At 60.0% G+C, this 16,746-nt stretch carries 16 protein-coding genes and 5 tRNA genes; 4 read left to right on the top strand and 17 right to left on the bottom strand.

Going from position 1 to position 16,746, the window contains the following annotated elements; all coding sequences use genetic code 11:
• Positions 1 to 20: 20 nt before the first annotated feature.
• The 10 genes from AB5758_RS02855 to rpsF form a co-directional block, all read right to left on the bottom strand.
• A complete protein-coding gene (locus AB5758_RS02855) occupies positions 21 to 986 on the bottom strand; it encodes a hypothetical protein (RefSeq protein WP_006235822.1) in 966 nt (321 codons plus the stop codon).
• A 19-nt stretch (positions 987 to 1,005) separates the two neighbouring features.
• Complete coding sequence (locus AB5758_RS02850) at positions 1,006 to 2,778, bottom strand: ABC transporter ATP-binding protein (RefSeq protein ID WP_225094059.1); 1,773 nt, start codon at positions 2,776 to 2,778, stop codon at positions 1,006 to 1,008.
• Between the two features lie 184 nt (positions 2,779 to 2,962).
• On the bottom strand, positions 2,963 to 3,658 hold the full coding sequence (locus tag AB5758_RS02845; RefSeq protein ID WP_225094058.1) for an NUDIX domain-containing protein: 696 nt from the start codon (positions 3,656 to 3,658) through the stop codon (positions 2,963 to 2,965).
• A gap of 21 nt (positions 3,659 to 3,679) precedes the next feature.
• Entirely contained in the window at positions 3,680 to 4,984 is a 1,305-nt protein-coding gene (gene purD / locus AB5758_RS02840; RefSeq protein WP_225094057.1) for a phosphoribosylamine--glycine ligase, read from the bottom strand.
• A gap of 118 nt (positions 4,985 to 5,102) precedes the next feature.
• Positions 5,103 to 6,389, bottom strand: a complete 1,287-nt coding sequence (locus AB5758_RS02835; RefSeq protein WP_347479288.1) for an adenylosuccinate synthase — start codon at positions 6,387 to 6,389, stop codon at positions 5,103 to 5,105.
• A 93-nt stretch (positions 6,390 to 6,482) separates the two neighbouring features.
• Positions 6,483 to 7,880, bottom strand: a complete 1,398-nt coding sequence (gene dnaB, locus AB5758_RS02830) for a replicative DNA helicase (protein WP_006235827.1) — start codon at positions 7,878 to 7,880, stop codon at positions 6,483 to 6,485.
• A gap of 218 nt (positions 7,881 to 8,098) precedes the next feature.
• Positions 8,099 to 8,638 (bottom strand): 50S ribosomal protein L9, encoded by a 540-nt coding sequence (rplI, locus tag AB5758_RS02825; RefSeq protein ID WP_022094073.1) that lies wholly within the window; start codon positions 8,636 to 8,638, stop codon positions 8,099 to 8,101.
• Positions 8,639 to 8,653: 15 nt separating this feature from the next.
• Positions 8,654 to 8,920: a 30S ribosomal protein S18 gene (gene rpsR / locus AB5758_RS02820; RefSeq protein WP_006235829.1), complete on the bottom strand. Its 267-nt coding sequence runs from the start codon at positions 8,918 to 8,920 to the stop codon at positions 8,654 to 8,656.
• 72 nt (positions 8,921 to 8,992) lie between these two features.
• Entirely contained in the window at positions 8,993 to 9,445 is a 453-nt protein-coding gene (locus AB5758_RS02815) for a single-stranded DNA-binding protein (RefSeq protein ID WP_006235830.1), read from the bottom strand.
• Between the two features lie 48 nt (positions 9,446 to 9,493).
• Complete coding sequence (gene rpsF, locus AB5758_RS02810) at positions 9,494 to 9,787, bottom strand: 30S ribosomal protein S6 (protein ID WP_006235831.1); 294 nt, start codon at positions 9,785 to 9,787, stop codon at positions 9,494 to 9,496.
• Between the two features lie 504 nt (positions 9,788 to 10,291).
• On the opposite strand from rpsF, the gene AB5758_RS02805 reads away from it, so the two are divergent.
• The 4 genes from AB5758_RS02805 to AB5758_RS02790 all read left to right on the top strand — a co-directional run bounded on the left by AB5758_RS02805 (position 10,292) and on the right by AB5758_RS02790 (position 12,830).
• Positions 10,292 to 10,382 (top strand) — tRNA-Ser (locus AB5758_RS02805).
• Positions 10,383 to 10,430: 48 nt separating this feature from the next.
• A tRNA-Ser gene (locus AB5758_RS02800) sits at positions 10,431 to 10,521 on the top strand.
• Between the two features lie 366 nt (positions 10,522 to 10,887).
• Positions 10,888 to 11,577: a trimeric intracellular cation channel family protein gene (locus tag AB5758_RS02795; RefSeq protein WP_226812580.1), complete on the top strand. Its 690-nt coding sequence runs from the start codon at positions 10,888 to 10,890 to the stop codon at positions 11,575 to 11,577.
• Positions 11,578 to 11,684: 107 nt separating this feature from the next.
• Complete coding sequence (locus tag AB5758_RS02790) at positions 11,685 to 12,830, top strand: bactofilin family protein (RefSeq protein WP_368141477.1); 1,146 nt, start codon at positions 11,685 to 11,687, stop codon at positions 12,828 to 12,830.
• 129 nt (positions 12,831 to 12,959) lie between these two features.
• On the opposite strand, the gene typA is transcribed toward AB5758_RS02790, so the two are convergent.
• The 7 genes from typA to AB5758_RS02755 form a co-directional block, all read right to left on the bottom strand.
• Positions 12,960 to 14,798 carry a translational GTPase TypA gene (typA, locus tag AB5758_RS02785; RefSeq protein ID WP_368141476.1) on the bottom strand — a complete coding sequence of 613 codons (1,839 nt, stop codon included), beginning with the start codon at positions 14,796 to 14,798 and terminating at the stop codon, positions 12,960 to 12,962.
• A gap of 117 nt (positions 14,799 to 14,915) precedes the next feature.
• Complete coding sequence (locus AB5758_RS02780; RefSeq protein WP_035136509.1) at positions 14,916 to 15,365, bottom strand: hypothetical protein; 450 nt, start codon at positions 15,363 to 15,365, stop codon at positions 14,916 to 14,918.
• Positions 15,366 to 15,395: 30 nt separating this feature from the next.
• On the bottom strand, positions 15,396 to 15,752 hold the full coding sequence (locus AB5758_RS02775) for a hypothetical protein (RefSeq protein ID WP_368141475.1): 357 nt from the start codon (positions 15,750 to 15,752) through the stop codon (positions 15,396 to 15,398).
• A 33-nt stretch (positions 15,753 to 15,785) separates the two neighbouring features.
• Positions 15,786 to 16,286 (bottom strand): bifunctional nuclease family protein, encoded by a 501-nt coding sequence (locus AB5758_RS02770; protein WP_368141474.1) that lies wholly within the window; start codon positions 16,284 to 16,286, stop codon positions 15,786 to 15,788.
• Between the two features lie 159 nt (positions 16,287 to 16,445).
• A tRNA-Ile gene (locus AB5758_RS02765) sits at positions 16,446 to 16,522 on the bottom strand.
• A gap of 4 nt (positions 16,523 to 16,526) precedes the next feature.
• Positions 16,527 to 16,602: transfer RNA gene (locus tag AB5758_RS02760), tRNA-Ala, on the bottom strand.
• A 67-nt stretch (positions 16,603 to 16,669) separates the two neighbouring features.
• Positions 16,670 to 16,746, bottom strand: a tRNA-Ile gene (locus AB5758_RS02755).

The raw sequence follows: 16,746 nt of genomic DNA, 5'->3' as shown, positions 1-16,746 counted from the left end.
TCACGCGGGATGATGGTCTCTTATTTTTTCTTGTCCTGCTCCAGCAGTTCGGACGGTGTGCGATCGGGCTTGCCGCCGCGGAAAATCTCGCGGCCATGCAGACGATGTTCCAGGTCACGCTCGGCCTTTTCCTCGTCAATCTTGGTCTGGCTCACCACCGGGTCCTCAATCAACGACGACACCGAGTTCACCTGCTTCTGAATGCGCTCGGCGATGGTGTCATCCATACTCACGATGCGCATCTTCCAGTCGATACTCGTGGCGTTGGATGAGCTCTTGGTCCACACGAACGTCAAAATGGCGCTCTGGTGGCCCCGCGCGGGGAACATGCCAAAGAAGGAATCGTGCTGAATGTTGCTATCCTCGTCGATATAGGCGTGAACGTTATACACCACGCGGTCGATCTTGTCGTTGAGCAGCGCGTTGGTCGCAAGCGCCGCGGCCTGGATCTGCCCGTTGGACAGCAGCTCGAGCTCGTTGGCAGACGATGTGTCCAACACCGTCACCTCGACCGTGCCCGTACGCTCATCGGCTTCATCGACGGTAAAGTCGAGCGGGAACTGCGTAAAGCCGTTGCCCCACTCGAGTCCACCCTTGAGTGCTGTAGAAACGGTATCAACCGAAACGCTCTCGGACAGGTTGGCGGTATTCAGACGGCGCATCACGCCGTAGCCGATCTGCATGCCCACGATCAGCACCAAAATACCGATGACCACGGCCATCGCGGTCTTCGTAATGGTATGGCTCACCTGCGAGCCCGAAGGATCGTCCTCGGACAGCGGGTCGATATGTTTTGCCTGGCTCGCGCGGTCCTCGCTGCGCAGCTGTGCTAGCGCCGCTTTGTCACCGCGCTTGGCCGCAGCCTCCTTCTCACGCATGCGCTCGGTACGCTTTTTGGCAAGCGTAGGATCCAAGACGCCGGATGCATCGATTTCGGAGAATAACTCCGTCACTTCTTCCGGAGTCAAAGGGTTCTTGTCAGCCATAAACTTCCTGTCATATCAATCAGTCGAGCTCGTGCGCACGCGCACCTTCGAACTGCATTCGATAGTAACGGGCATAGGTGCCGCCACGGGCGAGAAGCTCCTCGTGCGTGCCACGTTCCACAACGCGACCATGCTCAACGGTCGCAATCTCATCGGCGTGTTTAATGGTCGAGAGACGGTGGGCGATGATGATTGTGGTACGGCCGCGTGCCAGCTCTTCGAGCGACTCCTGCACCGCCTCCTCGCTCTCGTTATCCAAAGCACTCGTCGCCTCGTCCAAGATCAGGATCTTGGGGTTCTTGAGAAACACGCGCGCGATGGCAACGCGCTGCTTCTGTCCGCCCGAAAGACGGCTGCCGCGCTCGCCCACCACGGTGTCGTAGCCCTGTGGAAGCGATTCGATAAAGGTATCGATATTGGCGCGACGGGCGGCGTCGGCGATCTCTTCCGCCGTAGCGCTCGGCTTGCCGTAGGCGATGTTCTCGCCAATCGTACCGTCAAACAGATAGACATCCTGCTGCACCAGGCCGATGGCGCGACGCAGGCTCTGCTGCGTCACATCACGCACGTCCTGGCCGTCGATGCTAATGGATCCGGTAGCCACGTCATAAAAGCGCGGCAGCAGCGAACAGGTCGTGGACTTGCCGCCGCCCGAAGGGCCAACCAAAGCGATGGTCTGCCCGGGCTTGATGGACAGGTCCATATGGTCGATAACGGGACGCTCGTCGGCATCGCCCTCGCCCAGCTCGACATCCTCGTAGTTAAAGCACACATCGTGATACTCCACGGCGCCGGCAGTCACCTGCAGATCCGTAGCGCCCGGCTTGTCCTGGATATCCGGCGCGGTCGAGAGCACCTCGTCCATACGCTTAAAGCCGGCGATAGCCTTCTGATACGTTTCGGCCGAATTAACGAGTGTCTCGAGCGGCGTGCAGAACAGCGAAATATAGAGTGCAAAGGTCGCCATATCGACCGCCTGCAGCTGTCCCTTGGCGACCAGCCAGCCGCCCAGCAGCACCACGATCACATAGAGCACACCCGAGAGCAGGCCATACGTCGCGGTATAGACGCCCATGGCGTGATACATGTTCTCCTTGGACGAAAGATAGCGATTGTTGGAGGCGCGGAACTTGAAGCGTTCGGTCTCCTCATTGGCAAAGCTCTTGACCACGCGCATGCCCGCCAGCGAATCCTGCAGCTGCGCATTGATGCCGCTGATTTTTTTGCGGTTGTCGCTGAAGACCTCGCGCATGCGCATGTTCTGCCAAAACATGATGACCGCAAACGCCGCCGTCACCACGGCCATGGCGAGCGCCAGGACCGGGGCGATGGTAAAGAGGATCACAAACGAGCCGATGATCTCGATGCCGCAGATGATGATCCACTCGGGCACGTGATGCGCCGCCTCGCAGATATCGAACAGGTCGTTGACCACGCGGCTCATCATGTCGCCCGAGCTGTTGCGGTCGAAGTACGCAAAGCTAAAGCGCTCATACTGGTCGAACAGGTCCTCGCGCATCTTGGACTCCATGCGCGCGCCCATCACGTGACCCCAATAGCTCACAAAGTAGCGGCAGGCGCAGCGGACGGCATACATCAGCACCAAGCCCACCGCGATCATGCCGAGCGCCTGCATAATGGCAGCCTGACCCTGAGTAAATAGCCCACCGGTCAAATTACGCAGAATAATAGGAAAAGCAAGGTCAATGGCGGCAAGCACCAGAGCACAAACAGTATCAGCAACAAAAAGCCCCATCTGGGGCTCGTAATACGAAAGAAACCTCTTAAACATAATCACCTTACGCGGTTTTACCAAACCGCGTTTCGTCTCGACGCTGCAAGTGCTCCATTTGGACAATCTGGCCTTCAATCGTCGGTCGCGTATATCCATACGCTTCCCTCCTCTTTTAGGCCACCTTGTCTCAAATGGAGCACTTTCGCTGACTTACACAAACCTGCGGGATCATCCCCGCTCGTTAAAGCTCCGCTCCGCCTAGTCGGTGCGCGATGCTATCGCATGCCAAGGCGCCCACGACGGTCTTGGCGTCTTCGATCTTGCCGTCGAGCACGGCATCGATCAGCTCGTGCAGCGGCACCAGGTCCACGTTGACAAACTCGTCATCATCGGGGTTGGGCGCATCAAACTCGAGCTTGGTAGCCAAGTAGATGTGGATGATCTCATCGCAAAAACCGCAGGACGTGACAATCGACGTCAAAAAGCGAATACGACCGGCCCTAAAGCCCGTCTCCTCGTGCAGTTCGCGTTTGGCGCAATCGAGCGGGTCCTCGCCTGGATCGAGCTTGCCGGCGGGAATCTCGACCGTCACGCGGTCGATGGCGGTGCGGTACTGACGCACCAGTACGATCTTGCCGCTCTCGGTCAGTGCCACAACGGCCGCCGCACCCGGATGGCGAACGATATCGCGGGCGCTGCGGTGACCGTTGGGCAGCTCAACCTCAAGACGGTGGACGTCGAGGATCTTGCCCTTCCAGGCGCATTCCTCCGAAAGAATCTTCTCGTGCAGCTCGGCATCGTGCGGGTCGTCATCGCCCAGCACCAGCGCCGGCTCGTCAGAGACCTCGCCACCAGGCTCGCCCTCGGCGTGCCCATACATGCGGCTGTCCTCTTCGACGATCTGCGCGTCCACGAGCTCTTCGTTCTTCTCGTCCATCCGTCTCATTCCTCTCGGACTTTAGGCATCCCAGGCGTCGCGGCCGCGCAGCGCGCGCAGGCCGATGTCGTGACGCAGGGTCTTGCCCTCAAAATCAATCTTCTCGCAGGCCTCGTAGGCAAGGTTGCGAGCGTTCTCGAACGTGTCGCCCAGAGCGGTCACGGCAAGCACGCGGCCACCATTGGTCACGAGCTGGCCGTCCACCACGGCAGTGCCCGCGTGGTACACGGTCACGTTCTCCATGGCCTCGGCATCGGCGATACCGGTGATGACCTTGCCCTTCTCGTAGCTGCCGGGGTAGCCCGCGCTCGTCAGGACAACGGCCACGGCCCACTCGTCACGCCAGTCGAGTTCAATCTGATCGAGCTCGCAGTTGGCACAAGCCAGCATGACCTCGACCAGGTCGTTCTTAAGGCGCGGAAGCACGACCTGCGTCTCGGGGTCGCCAAAGCGGGCGTTGAACTCCAGCACCTTGGGGCCGGCGGGTGTGAGCATAAAGCCGCCGTACAGGCAGCCGCGGTAGTCGATGCCCTCGGCAGCGAGCTCGGCCACGGTCTGCTCCATGACCGCCACCATGGTGGCGTGCTCCTCGTCAGTCACGATGGGCACCGGGCTGTAGACGCCCATGCCGCCGGTGTTGGGACCCTTGTCGCCCTCGAGCGCGCGCTTGTGGTCCTGCGAGGTGGCCATGGGGCGCACGGTCTTGCCGTCGGTAAAGGCCAGCAGCGAGCACTCGGGGCCGGTCAGCATCTCCTCGATGACCACGGTGTTGCCGGCATCGCCGAAGGTGCCGCCAAAGCACTCGCGCACGGCCTCCTCGGCCTGCTCGAGCTCGGTCGCCACGATGACGCCCTTGCCTGCGGCCAGGCCGTCAGCCTTCACGACCAGCGGTGCGCCCTGCTCGCGCACGTAGGCGAGAGCCGAAGCCTCGTCGGTGAACGAGCCGTAGGCGGCCGTCGGAATGCCGGCACGCTCCATGAGCTGCTTGGAGAATAGCTTGGAGCCCTCCATACGGGCACCCTCGGCACCCGGGCCAAAGCAGGGAATACCCGCCGCGCGCACGGCGTCGGCCACGCCCGCCACGAGCGGAGCCTCGGGGCCAATTACCACGAGTCCGCATCCGTGGCTCTGAGCAAACGCCGCCACGGCCGCAGGATCGCAGTCGTCGAGAACAACGTTCTCGCCGCAGCTCGCGGTGCCGCCGTTACCCGGCGCGATGTAGAGCTTGCCGGCGCGCGGTGATGCTGCGAGCTTAGCTGCCAAAGCATGCTCACGGCCGCCGCTGCCCAACAACAGGATGTCGATGGTTTGAGTGTCCGCCTTCAAGGGTGCCTCCTCTATGGATTAACGGCCCGCTCCGCGCGAGCCCTTTGCAAGCAAATATACCCCTCGGCCGCCCGTCCGGGCTGCAAAGGGGTATATCGCAATAACCAAATAGTCCCGATTACTTCCAGAATCGGTTGATGATCTGCTCTCGACCAGCGCCAACGCCAATGAACGTCACGCGGGTGTGTGCCAGATCCTCGATAAACGCCACGTAGTCCTGAGCCTCTTGCGGCAGCTCCTCAAAGCTGCGGCAGCCGGTGATATCGCACTTCCAGCCAGGAAGCTCCTCGTAGATGGGCTTGGCGTGCTCAAAGCGAACCTGATGCTCGGGCACGCTGGTATAGCGCTCGCCATCGACGTCGTAGGCCACGCACACCTTGATGGTGTCGAAGGCCGAAAGCACGTCGAGCTTGGTCATGGCGATATCGGTGAGGCCGTTGACGCGCGAGGCGTAGTTGGCAATGGGGCCGTCGAACCAGCCGCAGCGACGACGGCGACCGGTGGTCACGCCGTACTCATAGCCCTCCTCGGTCAGCGTGTGACCGGCCTCGGACTCATAGGAAAGCTCGGTGGGCATGGGGCCCGAACCGACGCGGGTGATATAGGCCTTCATGACGCCCAGCACGCGGTCGACGTTCTTCATGCCGACGCCGGAACCGGTAATGGCGCCGCCGGCGGTGCAGTTGGAAGACGTCACGTACGGATAGGTGCCATGGTCGATGTCGAGCAGCGTCGCCTGGGCGCCCTCAAACAGCAGGTTCTTGCCCTCATCGATCATGTTGTTGAGCAGCAGGCTCGTCTCGGTGATGTAGGGACGCAGGCGCTCGGCCATCGGCAGGTACTCGTCGCAAATCTGGTCCACGGTGTAGGTGGGCAGGTTGTAGATGAGCTCGAGCTCGGGGTTCACGCGGGCGAGAGCGGTCTCCAGCTTGTCGCGGAACAGCGCCTCGTCCAGCATGTCCTGCATGCGCAGGCCAATGCGGGCCATCTTGTCCTGATAGCACGGACCGATGCCGCGCTTGGTGGTACCGATGTTCTTCTTGCCGAGCTTCTGCTCAAAGGCGCCATCCAGATCGATGTGGTACGGCATGATGACATGCGCGTTGCCGCTAATCTTGAGGTTCTTGGTGGTGATGTCGTCGGCCTCGAACATATCGATCTCCTCAAGGACAACCTTGGGGTTGACGACGCAGCCGTTACCGATCACCGACACGTGGTCGGAATACATGATGCCGGAGGGCACCTGGTGCAGGCCGTACTTCTTGCCGTTGACGACGATGGTGTGACCGGCGTTGTTGCCGCCCGAGTAGCGCACGACGGCATCGAAGTCGCCGGCGACCAGGTCGCAAATCTTACCCTTGCCCTCATCGCCCCACTGGGCACCGACCAAAACGGTTGACGGCATGTTTACTCCTTACATTCATGGACTGTCTACGCGCCACGCCGGCACGCAGAAGCACAAAACATTCCCAGTATACCCGTGCAACGGGCGCCTGTCCTACTCCTCGGCATGTGCCCCATCAAGCTCATAGAACTTGGTGGATGCCGGCAGGAACATCAGGTCGACGTCGCCGATCGGGCCCGAACGGTTCTTGGCCACGACGATACGCGTGACGCCCTCGTCGGGTCGATCGTCGCGCGAGGCCTCGGCCTCGTCGGCGGAGCGGTCCAAGAACATAACGATATCGGCGTCCTGCTCGATGGAGCCCGATTCACGAAGGTCGGAAAGCTGCGGGCGCTTGCCGGTACGGGATTCAACCTGACGCGAAAGCTGCGACAGCGCGATGAGCGGGATCTTGAGCTCCTTGGCCATGATCTTCAGACCACGCGACATCTCCGAAACCTCGACGGTACGGCTCTCGGAGCGGCGTCCCGGCGGAGGACTCACCAGCTGCAGGTAGTCCAGGATGATGATTGCCTTCTCCTTGTTATGGAGCATGCGGCGGCTCTTGGCGCGAATCTCGGTCACTGTGGTGCCGGGCGTATCGTCAATCAGAATATCGAGCTTGGACAAGGTCTGCGTGGCCTCGTTGATATTGGCCCACTGCTCGGGGCTAATGCGGCCCATGCGGAAGTCACTGATCGAGATCATGGCGTAGGCGCAAATCAGACGCTGGGCAATTTCCTTGCCCGACATCTCCAGCGAGAAGAAGCCGACGGTATAACCGGCAGCGGCAGCGTTGAGCGCCAGATTCAGGGCGAACGACGTCTTACCTACAGCAGGACGGGCGCCGATGATGATGAGCTGACCCTCGCGGAAGCCCATGAGCATGCGGTCGAGCGATGGGAAGCCCGTGGGCACGCCCGCAGCCTGGCCACCGGCCTGGCACACTTCCTCGGCCTCGTTATAGGCCTCGACCATAAACTCAGTCAGCGTCTTGTAGCTCGACTTGACCTCGCGTGCCGTGACCTTGAGCAGTTTGCTCTCGGCCAGCTCCACGACCTCTTTGGTGTCGGTGGGGGCGTTATAGGCCAGCGCGTTAATCTCGTTGGTGGCGCCGATCAGCTCGCGCAGCATCGAGTCGCGACGGACGATGGCGGCATGGTGCTGCCAGTTCACGAGCGACAGGGTCTGACCCATCAACTCCAAAATGTACGCTTCGCCACCCACGGCATCGAGCTTGTTGATGCTTCGCAGGTAATCGATCAGCGAGATAGAGTCGATGGGAATGCGGCTGTTGTACATATCGACCATCGCGGTATAGATGGTCTTATGAATGGGGCGGTAGAAGTCATCGGGCTGCAGCTCGACCTGGGCCTCTTCGACCACCTCGGGCGATAGCAGCATAGCGGCCAGTACATTGGCCTCTGCATCTTGGTTTTGGGGAAGACCCAACTTTGAGCCGCGGTCCTCAACCGTCAGCCCGGTCTCCCTATCGTCATATGCCATGAGCATCCTCATTCATATCGCTTGCGAGCATCCATAGTATCAGCCACGGTCCCAAAACGCGCCGCGCGCCGCCAATCATCACCGAACCAAACGGATGAACGGTCCTGTATATAGGACTTCGACGCAACGTTCACCATGACACTCACTCAGCGCAAAAAACAAAAGGGCGCCCTGGTTTTCCAGAGCGCCCTTCTTAGAACAAGATTGTTGCGTTGCAGCAAATGCTACTCGGCAGCAGCCTCAGTCTCGACCTCGGCGGTCTCGGCCTCGGCGACCTCAGCGGCCTCCTCGACCTCAGCCTCGGCAGCGAGCTCCTCGGCGGTAACGCCGACGAGAACGACAACCTCGGCCTTGATCTCGCGGTACAGCGAGATGGCAACGGTGTGGGCACCGGCAACCTTGATGGGCTTACCGAGCTCGACGCGCTTGCGGTCGATGTCCATACCGAGCTGAGCCTTGATGGCGTCAGCGATCATAGCGGCGGTAACGGAGCCAAAGAGGATGCCCTCGTCGCCGACCTTGACGTCAACGGTGACCGTCTTGCCCTCGAAGGCAGCCTTGGTCTCGTTGGCGGTAGCCAGACGGACGGCCTCGCGCTTGGCGATGTTGTTGCGACGCTCGTCAAGCTGCTTGAGGTTGCCCTTGGTGGCGGCAACAGCGAGCTTCTTGGGGAACAGGAAGTTCTCAGCGTAACCCTGAGCGACCTCTACGACGTCACCCTCGCCGCCCTTGCCCTTGATCTCATCGAGAAGAATAACCTTCATGATGCGTCTCCCTTCTTAGCCGCGGTCGCGGTTGCCACGAGAGGAAACCACGGGGACGGTGTACGGCAGGAGAGCCATCTCGCGGGCGCGCTTGATGGCGTTGGCGATGTCATGCTGATGCTGCGTGCAAGCGCCAGTGACGCGACGGGGCTTGATCTTGCCACGGTCGGTCATGTACTTACGGAGAAGCTGAGTGTCCTTATAGTCGATGAACTCAGTGTTCTCCTTGCAGAACTGGCAGTACTTACGACGCGGCTGACGTGCAGAAAAATCATTAGCCATGTCAAAATACCTTTCGTTTGGCAACTTCGGCGAACCGAAGCCGCCTCTCACTCAAAAATAGGTGAACAACCCTTAGAACGGGATGTCCTCATCGTAGACGTCGACCGCGGGCGGCGTAGCCACCGGTGCGGCAGGACGTGCTGCGGGCGCGGGAGCTGCGGGGGCGTAACCGCCCTGATCGTAGCCACCCTGGCCACCACGGGAGCTCATAAACTCGATCTCATCGACGATGACCTCAAGCTTGCTCCGGCGCTGGCCGTCGCGCTCCCAAGAGCTGTAGCGCAGCTTGCCCTCGATCGCGACCTTGTTTCCCTTTGCCAGGAAACGGCTCACGGCCTCGGCGCGGGTGCCGAACATGGTGCAGTCGACAAAGTTGGGATAGTCCTCCCACTCGCCAGTCTGCGCGTTGCGGCGACGATCGTTCACGGCGACGCCAAAGGACAGAACCTGGGTTCCGCCGGCGGTGGCGCGCAGCTCGGGATCGCGGGTGAGGTTACCGGTGATGTTCACTCGATTGATGCTCATAACTCACTACTTCCTCTTGGGGCACAAGCCCAGTCCAAAACGACAGTCTTACTCCTGGTCGTCGCGACGGACGATCATGTGGCGGACCACAGCGTCGGTGATGCGCAGGACGCGATCAAGCTCGGCGATCTGGGTAGGATCTGCGTGGAAGTTGATGAGGGTGTAGTCACCATCGGTGAGGTCGTTGATCTCGTAGGCGAGCTTGCGCTTGCCCCACTCGTCAACGGAGTCGACCTTGCCAGCGCCCTCAGCGATCGTGGTATCGATACGCTTCATAACAGCGAGACGAGTCTCGGGGTCGAGCGACGGGTCAACAAAGAACAGCAGTTCATAAGCCTTCATATTGTCACCTCCTCTGGGCAAATGTGGCTTCAGGTCGTGAAGGTGCGCCTGAAGCAGGAAAAGACTTGGTAATAATATCTTTCAACCTCCCAAGCCGCAAGAATATGCAGCTACAACCTCATGACCTCCACATATGCCCATACTCGCACCACGTTTCATGCGCATTCCAACCAAATGCCGACCAAAAGCTTGACAGATCTGTGGACAAGATACGGTGCCGTGGGGACAAGCTGAGCCAAGCCGCAGGTCAACGGGCACAAGGCTGTGGTCGCAAAATGCATACCAGTGGTCCACAGCACCACCCAAAGATTTTTAAATTCATTGCCAAGTCGCTTATGAATACTCCTTTTGAACAATTGAGTTGATCAACCACGCTGGTCGGAAGCCGTTTTTTGGCACCTCAAACCCCACTGCAACGCCAAGCGCGGCCAAGCGTTTTAAAAAATGCCAACTTTTCTGTTTGCACTTTGCGATTCCTCGTGTATACTGACTTTCGCATTTAACGGAGAGTTGTCCGAGTGGCCGAAGGAGCACGATTGGAAATCGTGTAGGCGTCAAAAGCGTCTCCAGGGTTCAAATCCCTGACTCTCCGCCAGTTAATTCCAAAGCAGGCCTTCGAGCCTGCTTTGTTTTTACCCCACGCGGAGGGGTGGCAGAGTGGTTGAATGCGGCGGTCTCGAAAACCGTTTGGCCTGTATAAGGTCACGAGGGTTCGAATCCCTCCTCCTCCGCCATTTTGGTTGAGAAAGCTCCCGGGAATGGGAGCTTTTTTGTTTTGAGTCCCTAACAAGCAAATACGGCGGAGGAGGGATTCGAACCCGCCAGGGCGCGGAGCGTAAAGAAAACGCGCCCGTGGCGCGTTTTTAGCGCTGCGCGGTCGGCGCAAGCCGACCGGATAAATTTTGAGCGGAGCTCAAAATTTGGACATCCCTCCTATTCGACCACGCCCCCATCGCGTTCAGCATCAACCCGGATCCCCAAACATGGAACCTATGACCGTACCCAGTCCCGACCGTTTGCCGAGCAATAGGGTCGCAATCGGCGCCGAACATGTACTATGTACGGGCATTGTCTAAACCCACAATCCAAAGGACCCCATCTTGCCCGTCGTCGCCGCCATAACCATTACCTCACATGCCTCGGATGCCATGGTCGCTATTCCGTTTTGGCTCGAGATGTTCGCCGTTGTCGCTGCATCGATCTCGGGTGTGCTGGTTGCGCGCGAGCACAAGCTCGACCTGGTGGGCGCCGTCGCACTCGCCGTGGTTTGCGGCCTGGGCGGCGGTCTTTTGCGCGATATGACGCTGCAGGTGGGGAACGTCTACATCCTCAACCAGCCGATGGCACTCCCGCTTTCCATTGCCACGGCAGCTATCATCTACATTTTCCCGGCAATCGTCGACAAACCCGAAAAACTCATCCCCCTGCTCGATATCATCTCGGTCGGCATCTATGCCGCCACCGGAGCGGACAAGGCGCTTGTCTACGGCTTTGCACCGGCGGTGTGCATCATGATGGGCTTTTTTACCGCGGTGGGCGGCGGCATGTTGCGCGACGGCTTTATGGGCGTGGTTCCGGGCATTTTCCAACGTACTAACTTTTATGCTATCGCCGCCATCGCCGGATCGACAAGCTATGTGTGTCTCGTTATGAGCGGCATCATGAGCAATGTCGCTGCGCTGGTCGTATGCGTTGTCGTGACCATGGGTCTGCGCTGGCTCTCGCTGCGCTTTGACATCAAAAGCCCCACCGAAGAAGATATCGCGCGCTTCTTGCACCGTAAAAAGTAGACAGCACGGCACAACCCTTCGAAATGCAACCGAGAGATTCTTTTAGAGCGCCCGCGCGTTGGGTACCCTGTTAGGTATATGCCGAACACCTAACAAAAGGATCAACCATGGCTTTCAATCAAACCGTGACGGCGCCGTCACACAAGATGCGTCGCTGCCTGCTTATGGCATTCGCGCTCATCGCGCTCGCGCTCACCGCACTTCCCACGGCGTCGTTCGCCGGCACGGACACCGCTGGAAACGTACTTGCGACCGAAGCTGACTCGGATACGTCCAGCGCCGAGGGTGACCTGTACTGGGCCGGCCAAAGCCTTAACCTAGACGATGCCTCCATCGGCCGCGATATTATCGCGGCGGGCGAGAGCCTATCGATTCGCGACTGCACCGTAGGCGGCGCTATTCGCCTGGCGGCGCGCACCATCGATATCTCCAAAACCGCAATCGATGGCAGCGTGACGGTAGCCGGTCAGCATGTCGTGCTCAACACCGGTAGCACCGCCAACTGTTTCTACGCGATAGGCGAGACGGTTGCCCTGCGAGGCTCCACCAAGTCGGCAGCGCTTGCGGGCGACACGGTGACCATCGATGGCACCGTCAAGGGCGATGTCGAGGTTTGGGCCGACAAGCTCATCCTGGGCAAGAACGCCCACATCACCGGCACCGTGAACGCGCACGTCTCCGAGGACCCCGAGCGCGCCGCGGGAGCCGAGGTCGGTGCGCTCAAGATCGACCGCACCGAGAACGAGGATACTTCCACCGTTAACGATGTCATCGGCGGTATCGTCGCCGCGGCACTCTCGACCTGCTTTGTCGCTCTGCTGCTCGAGCTCATCTTTCCGCGCGCGACCGCCAGCGCCGCCGGCATGCTCCACCAGCGCTCCATGCCCCTGTGGGTGAGCGGTCTTCTGGGCACGATTGCTATCGTCCCCGCCGTCCTACTGCTGATTATCTCTATCGCTGGTCTGTCGCTTGCCGGAACCCTCTTGTGCGGCGTTATCGGCATCGCGTTGATGTCGAGTGCCTTTGCGGGGTGCGCGATCGCCCGCATGGTTGGACACAACCAAAACCGCTACGCCATGGCAGCCGTGGGCGGCGTAATCGCAGGCGCCCTCACGGGGCTTCCCCTCGTAGGTGACTTCATCAGCGGCGTGGCCTTTGTCTTTATGCTCGGTTACATCATCCAAATCATCTGGCGCAACGCCCGCGTCAAGCCGCAGCAGGCCGCCAATACTCCGGGCCTTCCTTCCGCCTAGCCGTCAACCACCACAAAGGGGACAGACACCTTTGCGGTGGTGCAGACCAACTCAATCCCTGTGCACCAAAAAGGGCACCGACCGCGATGGTCGGCGCCCTTTCTTGTTAGTCGCTATAAAGCTCGGCGCTTATTTGTTGACCTGACCGGCGCGGACTGCGGCCTTCTTGCGGTCGGTAGCATTGAGCAGACGCTTGCGCAGGCGGATGTTCTTGGGAGTGATCTCCACCAGCTCGTCGTCGGCGATATACTCCAGCGCCTCCTCCAGCGAGAAGGTGCGGGGCGGCACCAGCTGGACGGAGATATCGGAGGTCGAGGAACGCTGGTTGCCCAGGTTCTTGGTACGGGCGATGTTGACGATCATGTCGCCGGCCTTGCTGCGCTCGCCCACGATCATGCCCTCGTAGCACTCGGTACCCGGCTCAACAAACAGCTGGCCGCGCTCCTGCAGCGTGCCCAGAGCGTAGGCAACGGCCTTCTCGGTGGTCATGGAGATCATGGCGCCGTTCTGGCGGTTGCCGATCTCGCCGGCATAGGGGCCGTACTCCAGGAAGGTGTGGTAGAACACGCCCTCGCCGTGAGTGACGTTCATGATGCGGTTCTTAAGACCCATGATGCCGCGGGTCGGGATCTTAAACTCGAGGTGCGTCACGATACCCGAGGTATCCATGCTCGTCATGATGCCGCCGGAGGTGCCGAAGACCTCAACGACCTTGCCCGAGTACTCGTCCGGGCACTCGACGACGGCCTGCTCGACGGGCTCCAGCTTATTGCCGTTCTCGTCCTTCTTAAACAGAACGCGGGGACGGCCGACCTGGAACTCAAAGCCCTCGCGACGCATGGACTCCATCAGGACGGACAGGTGCAGAATGCCGCGGCCCGAGACCTCGACGCCGCTCTTGTCCTCGAGCTCCTCGATCTTCATGGTCACGTTGTTCTCGGCCTCGTTGAACAGGCGCTCCTTGAGCTGACGGGCACCCACGATGTCGCCGTCGCGGCCGACGAGCGGGGAGGTCGAAGCCTCAAAGACGATGGACAGGGTCGGCGGGTCGATCTCGATGGGTTCGAGCTCAACGGGGTTCTCGGGATCGGTGTAGACATCGCCGATATCGGTGCGGTCGATGCCCACGACGGCGGCGATGTCACCGGCGCCGACTTCCTGGCACTCGGTGCGACCCAGGTAGTCGAAAGTAAAGAGCTGCTTGACGGTAGCGGTAGCGCTGGAACCGTCGTTCTTGACGACCAGGATCTGATCGCCCTGGTGAATGGTGCCGGAGTACACGCGACCGATACCGATGCGGCCAACGAAGTTGGAGTGGTCGATGGTCACACATTGCATGGCCAGCGGGGCGTTCTCGTCAACCTCGGGCGCGGGCATGTCGTCAATGATCATATCGAGCAGCGGATACATGTCCATGTTGCCGTCGTTGGGGTCAAGGCGGGCAAAGCCATTCATGGCGCTGGCGTAGACCACGTGTTCCATGGCGAACTCAAGCTGGTCGTCGGTGGCGCCCAGGTCGGCCATAAGGTCCAGGCAGTCGTTGTAGGCCTTCTCGGGGTTGGCGCCCGGACGGTCGATCTTGTTGATGACGATCATGATCTTGAGGCCGGTGTCGATGGCGTGACGCAGCACGAAGCGGGTCTGGGGCATGGGGCCCTCAAAGGCATCGACCAGCAGCAGGGCGCCGTCGGCCATACGCAGCACGCGCTCGACCTCGCCGCCAAAGTCAGCGTGGCCCGGGGTGTCGATGACGTTGATCTTAACGTCCTTGTACTCGATAGAGATGTTCTTGGCGAGAATCGTAATGCCGCGCTCGCGCTCCTGGTCGTTAGAATCCAGGACGCGGTCCTCGACCTGCTGGTTGGCACGGAAGGCGTCCGTGGCACGCAGGAGCTTGTCGACCATCGTCGTCTTGCCGTGGTCGACGTGAGCGATGATGGCGATGTTCCTCAGATTGTCTACGCGCATGTAGTTCCCCTATCTTCTATCTATATACAACCGGCACGCGTATGCGACCCGCCCAGCAACACAACGCTCGGCGGGAATTTTGAGCCTTTTACCGAAAACTCGTTTATTTTAGCGATTTTAGATAAGAGGGGTTTCCTCGCCTGCAGGTTCAGGGTCGCTCCACATAAAACCATCGCCGGCGCCCACACCCTCGTACAGTACGTATGCCGAAAAGCCGCTCTCGAGCGTCGTCTCAAAGAAACTCACAAGCAGGGCGTCATGGTAGCCGCCATCGATTTCGACACAACCAGTGTAGCCGATGGCGTAACGGGCGATGCGACCCAGGCCCTCGTCCTTAAGGCCCATCTTGTGCTCGGAGATAAAGTTGGTGGCAGCCTCGAGGCATGCCTCCTCGCCGTCCTCGTCGAGTGCCGCCAGATAGCGGTTGGACGCGGCGTCTTCGATCGCAACGACAACGCCGGGGTTCTCACCAGCGGCCAGGTCGTCTAAAAATGCCCCGATGAGGTCGCACACCATGGCGTCGAGCTCGGCGGAGACGTTTCCGGCGTCCTGCATATCCTGTGCCATTTTTAGACCTTCCCATCGAGTCCGGCGTCGTTACATCTCTTGTGCCTCGGCAGCGATCTCGGCGGCGGCGTCGCGGGCGCGCATCATATCGGCGGCGCGCTTATCGAGTACCTTGATCTGGTTGGTCAGCATCACGGCATCGACCACGCCCCAGATGACCAAGCCCGTCGAAATCGAAAACCCAAGCGCACCAACTGTACCACGAAGGCGCGAGGAGATTGCCGCGACAAGTGCGGAGACGGCAACCATCTTGATAAAGGAGGCACGGCGCTCGCGAAGCGTACGGGCCTGCGTCACATAGGCGATGCGTGCGGCCTCGGATGCCTCCGAGCGCATCTGGGCCTCGCGGGCAATGGCGGCGGCTTCGGCTGAAACGCCGCGACCCATCAGTGCACACTCCGTCTCATGGCTACTCGTCATTTAAAAATCATCGGGCGAGAGCGTATGGACGAACTCGTCGAACTTCTCAAATTCCTGCTCGTCATCGACTTCCTCGGCAACCGGAGAGACGGTCCCCAGGCGGTTCATGATGTCGTCCTCAACAAACATGGGAGCATTGCTGCGCACGGCGAGGGCGATGGCATCGCTCGGACGCGCATCGATCCTATGCTCGTTGCTGTCGGCCAAAACAACGACCGTCGCATAGAACACGGGAGGCTCGGCACGGACAATCTCGATGCGCTCGAGTTTTGCATCCAGGGCATCAAGCGTGTCGAGCAGCAGGTCATGGGCGATCGGGCGCTCGGCACGACCGCTGTCGATACCGCGGCTAATAGCCGCAGCCTCAAACGAACCAGTTTGGATAGAAAGGGAGCGCAGCGGCGCAGGGGAGTCCGATTTGCTGCAGCGCTCGCGAAGTACGATAAGCGATGGCACGGGACCGGCGGCCATGACGATGGTCTCTATGTCGACACGAACCATGGAACACCTCCGGTACGTAGCGGTTAACACGCGGCGCCTTCGCCGCATTGAATAGCTATACTACCCAATCTTTCGCACAGCACACAAAACCAAAATGAGTTTTATCACACACAAGAAAAAAGCCCCGAGGCCATGCCTCGAGGCTCTTCACAGTTTTGATGGTGGACCTGACAAGATTCGAACTTGTGACCTCCCGGTTATCAGCCGGACGCTCTAACCAACTGAGCTACAGGTCCATCATGGTGGAGGTTAGGGGGATCGAACCCCTGACCTCAGGCTTGCAAAGCCCGCGCTCTCCCAGCTGAGCTAAACCCCCACGGAGACAGTAATAAACACCCCAGCGGCGACTCGGCTCTCGCTGGGGTGTTTATTGCGAAAGAAAGTGGTGGACCTGACAAGATTCGAACTTGTGACCTCCCGGTTATCAGCCGGACGCTCTAACCAACTGAGCTACAGGTCC

The sequence above is a fragment of the Collinsella aerofaciens genome (assembly GCF_040926405.1).
In the GTDB taxonomy this organism is placed as follows: Bacteria; Actinomycetota; Coriobacteriia; order Coriobacteriales; family Coriobacteriaceae; genus Collinsella.
This window is presented reverse-complemented; position numbering and strand designations above follow the sequence as displayed.

Excerpts from the sequence above, each read along its gene's own strand:
- AB5758_RS02855 (WP_006235822.1), bottom strand. The coding sequence starts at position 986 with ATGGCTGACAAGAACCCTTTGACTCCGGAAGAAGTGACGGAGTTATTC.
- AB5758_RS02850 (WP_225094059.1), bottom strand. The coding sequence starts at position 2,778 with ATGTTTAAGAGGTTTCTTTCGTATTACGAGCCCCAGATGGGGCTTTTT.
- AB5758_RS02845 (WP_225094058.1), bottom strand. The coding sequence starts at position 3,658 with ATGGACGAGAAGAACGAAGAGCTCGTGGACGCGCAGATCGTCGAAGAG.
- AB5758_RS02835 (WP_347479288.1), bottom strand. The coding sequence starts at position 6,389 with ATGCCGTCAACCGTTTTGGTCGGTGCCCAGTGGGGCGATGAGGGCAAG.
- dnaB (WP_006235827.1), bottom strand. The coding sequence starts at position 7,880 with ATGCTCATGGCATATGACGATAGGGAGACCGGGCTGACGGTTGAGGAC.
- rplI (WP_022094073.1), bottom strand. The coding sequence starts at position 8,638 with ATGAAGGTTATTCTTCTCGATGAGATCAAGGGCAAGGGCGGCGAGGGT.
- rpsR (WP_006235829.1), bottom strand. The coding sequence starts at position 8,920 with ATGGCTAATGATTTTTCTGCACGTCAGCCGCGTCGTAAGTACTGCCAG.
- AB5758_RS02815 (WP_006235830.1), bottom strand. The coding sequence starts at position 9,445 with ATGAGCATCAATCGAGTGAACATCACCGGTAACCTCACCCGCGATCCC.
- rpsF (WP_006235831.1), bottom strand. The coding sequence starts at position 9,787 with ATGAAGGCTTATGAACTGCTGTTCTTTGTTGACCCGTCGCTCGACCCC.
- AB5758_RS02790 (WP_368141477.1), top strand. The coding sequence starts at position 11,685 with ATGGCTTTCAATCAAACCGTGACGGCGCCGTCACACAAGATGCGTCGC.
- typA (WP_368141476.1), bottom strand. The coding sequence starts at position 14,798 with ATGCGCGTAGACAATCTGAGGAACATCGCCATCATCGCTCACGTCGAC.
- AB5758_RS02780 (WP_035136509.1), bottom strand. The coding sequence starts at position 15,365 with ATGGCACAGGATATGCAGGACGCCGGAAACGTCTCCGCCGAGCTCGAC.
- AB5758_RS02775 (WP_368141475.1), bottom strand. The coding sequence starts at position 15,752 with ATGGGTCGCGGCGTTTCAGCCGAAGCCGCCGCCATTGCCCGCGAGGCC.
- AB5758_RS02770 (WP_368141474.1), bottom strand. The coding sequence starts at position 16,286 with ATGGTTCGTGTCGACATAGAGACCATCGTCATGGCCGCCGGTCCCGTG.